Origin of the sequence: Bifidobacterium sp. B4142, assembly GCF_026537325.1 — a bacterium.
Taxonomy (GTDB): domain Bacteria; phylum Actinomycetota; class Actinomycetes; order Actinomycetales; family Bifidobacteriaceae; genus Bombiscardovia.
Map to the genome: position 1 here is coordinate 1 of NZ_JAFNMJ010000013.1, position 2,474 is coordinate 2,474.

3 protein-coding genes are annotated in these 2,474 nt (G+C 63.7%); all 3 read left to right on the plus strand.

The window, feature by feature from the left end; all coding sequences use genetic code 11:
• Positions 1-85 precede the first annotated feature (85 nt).
• The 3 genes from J3U06_RS09255 to J3U06_RS09265 all read left to right on the plus strand — a co-directional run bounded on the left by J3U06_RS09255 (position 86) and on the right by J3U06_RS09265 (position 2,335).
• Positions 86-1,516 (plus strand): ParB/RepB/Spo0J family partition protein, encoded by a 1,431-nt coding sequence (locus J3U06_RS09255; RefSeq protein ID WP_015022037.1) that lies wholly within the window; start codon positions 86-88, stop codon positions 1,514-1,516.
• 177 nt (positions 1,517-1,693) lie between these two features.
• Positions 1,694-1,963, plus strand: coding sequence for a hypothetical protein (locus tag J3U06_RS09260; protein ID WP_033512165.1), 270 nt, complete (start codon positions 1,694-1,696; stop codon positions 1,961-1,963).
• A 24-nt stretch (positions 1,964-1,987) separates the two neighbouring features.
• On the plus strand, positions 1,988-2,335 hold the full coding sequence (locus J3U06_RS09265; protein ID WP_015022035.1) for a hypothetical protein: 348 nt from the start codon (positions 1,988-1,990) through the stop codon (positions 2,333-2,335).
• The last annotated feature ends 139 nt before the right edge of the window (positions 2,336-2,474 follow it).

The window sequence follows — 2,474 nt, forward strand, 5'->3', positions numbered from 1 at the left end:
CGCGGGGGCTTGACTCTCCGCTATACCCGGGCCGCCATTCCAGGCGTCGGCACAAACAGTCCCGGCACCAAGGAAAGGAACACCCATGAACACCACAACCACAGTGACCATGCTGCCCATCGACGCCATCAGGCCCAACGACGCCAACCCCCGAAGCGAGATAGGAGACGTGTCGGAGCTGGCCATGAGCATCGCGTCCCAAGGCATACAGCAGGCCCTGGTCGTCACACCGGCGAACCAGGAGGGGCGGCACACCCTGGTCATCGGACACCGGCGGCTGGCGGCCGCCGAGCAGGCCGGCCTTGCAACCGTGCCCTGTATCATCACCGACATGGACGAGCAGACCCAGGCGGAGGTGATGCTGGTAGAGAACATACACCGTGACCAGCTCACCGCCCTGGACGAGGCACGCGGATACGCCCACCTCCTGGACCTTGGCGAAGACGTGGACCAGATGGCCAAAGCCACTGGCCGCAGCCGCAGCACCGTGCAGCGACGGCTCAAAATATCGTCCATCGACGACGAGAAAATACTCGCGCTGCCATCCCAGCTGAGCTTCGAGGAATTGGAGACGATAGCCGACTTCCGCGACGACGAAGGCCTGCAAGACCAGCTCATCAAAGCCGCAGGCACCAACAACTGGAACATGACACTGCACCAGGTCCAGGCCAAACGGTCGCTGGACAAGTGGATCGAACAGGCCCAGGAAGCCATCAAGCAGGCCGGGCTGCCCATCGTGCCGCTGACACCATCACAATCCTGGTCTGACCCGGAAGGTTGGCGCACCATCGCCCGATTCTCCCCGGATACCGACCCCGACCCCAAGCAGGCCCTCGACACATGGCTGGAGGAATGGGAAGGCGACAAACCCACGGCCGCCGGACTGCTCGACCGTGGCGGACAGTGGCGCGTCAAAATCACCCTGCTGGAGCCATACACCCAACAGGACCAGGAGGACGAACGCCGGCAAAGAGAGGATGACCTGGCCAGGTGGCAAGCCGAACAAGAAGCCGAAATCGCACCGGCCAAGCAACTGGACACGGCAAGCCACGACCTGCGGCTGGCCTACACGCAACGGCTCATGTCCCTCAAACGCCCCGCCAAAAACCAGTCCCAGGCCCTGTCCATGCTGGTCATCGCCCAAGCGAGCCAACGCACCTGGTGGGTCAGCCGGGACCAGGTGCGGGACACATGGCGCGCCATCGTCCAGGACCAGGAAGCCGAGCTGGCGCAAAAGGCCGACCTTGACGAGAGTCGCCGCACCCAGACGGCCTTCGCCCTGTGCCACGCCATCATGGAGACACAGATCAACCACGAGACCTGGCGCAGCCAAGACGACATAGACGGCCTGCTCAAACCCCTCTACCGTGCCCTCCAAACCGCAGGCTACGCCATCAGCGACGAAGAGCAATCCGGTCTCGACGGCGACCTGGTGCCCCGACCTGAAGAGGAAGACAACGAAGGGAACGAAGATGAAACAGACGACGGCGACCAGGAGGAGGACACCAAAGAGTGAATGAACCCCGCAGCCGGCCCCGCCACCAAGCGGGGCCGGCTGCCGGCGGCGGCGCAGCGATGCCTCGCGCCACCCCACGGGGTGGAATCGGCATCGTCGAACGCCCCGCGTTCGGACAGCCAGACCGCAACGCGAGGAACGCACGACTGGTTTGTATGTGCAATTTGTACTACACTCATGGTCATGGAGATCGAGATAGAGCAATCAGCCCGCAAGCACGGCTGCGCCGACGACGAAATCAGGCACGCGGTCCTCCACTCCATAGGCCACGAACAAATCGAGGGCTACGGCGACGAGATGACGGTGGTCTTCGTCGGCCAGCCACACCCCGGGGCCCTACCCGACAACCTGCTCGAAGTCATCGTCAGCAAATGGCAGGACGGCCAGCTCCACGCCTTCCACGCCATGCCGCTGACCAGCCGGTGGCAACATCTCAGATACCAATAGACACAACCAACAAGGAGCCAGACCATGACCAACACACAGACACCCGCCGACAGGGCAGCACACGCCGAAGCACTCGACCGCATGGCCGACGCCGGCCAATTCACACCCATCGAAGGCACCCGGGTATACCGGGGCTACGACGCCGGCCCCCTGACCGACGACGACCTGCTCTCCATCTTCGCCGGCCGCCCCCGCGACGAACTCAAACAACCCACCAGCAAAACCTGGCAGGTACGCACCACCCCGGCCCTGGACCAATGGGCCGAAGCCGCCGTCAAAACAGAAGGCACCAACCTATCGGCACTGATCCGCCAAGCCACCGCCGAATACCTGGCACACCACTACCCAGGACTCCGAAGCCAGATGGCCTGACCCATCAGGGCAACATCATCAAGGGACCCCTCAACGGGGTCCCTTTTTCCATGCTCGGCTCGGCCGGGGTTGTGGTCATCGGCGGCTGCGCCTTGATGTCTGGCCGCCGCTGTCGCACGCCTGCGGCGTGCTGCTGAAG

Bases quoted from the DNA above. Each gene is read 5' to 3' on its own strand.
- J3U06_RS09265 (WP_015022035.1), top strand. From the start codon at position 1,988: ATGACCAACACACAGACACCCGCCGACAGGGCAGCACACGCCGAAGCA.
- J3U06_RS09260 (WP_033512165.1), top strand. From the start codon at position 1,694: ATGGTCATGGAGATCGAGATAGAGCAATCAGCCCGCAAGCACGGCTGC.
- J3U06_RS09255 (WP_015022037.1), top strand. From the start codon at position 86: ATGAACACCACAACCACAGTGACCATGCTGCCCATCGACGCCATCAGG.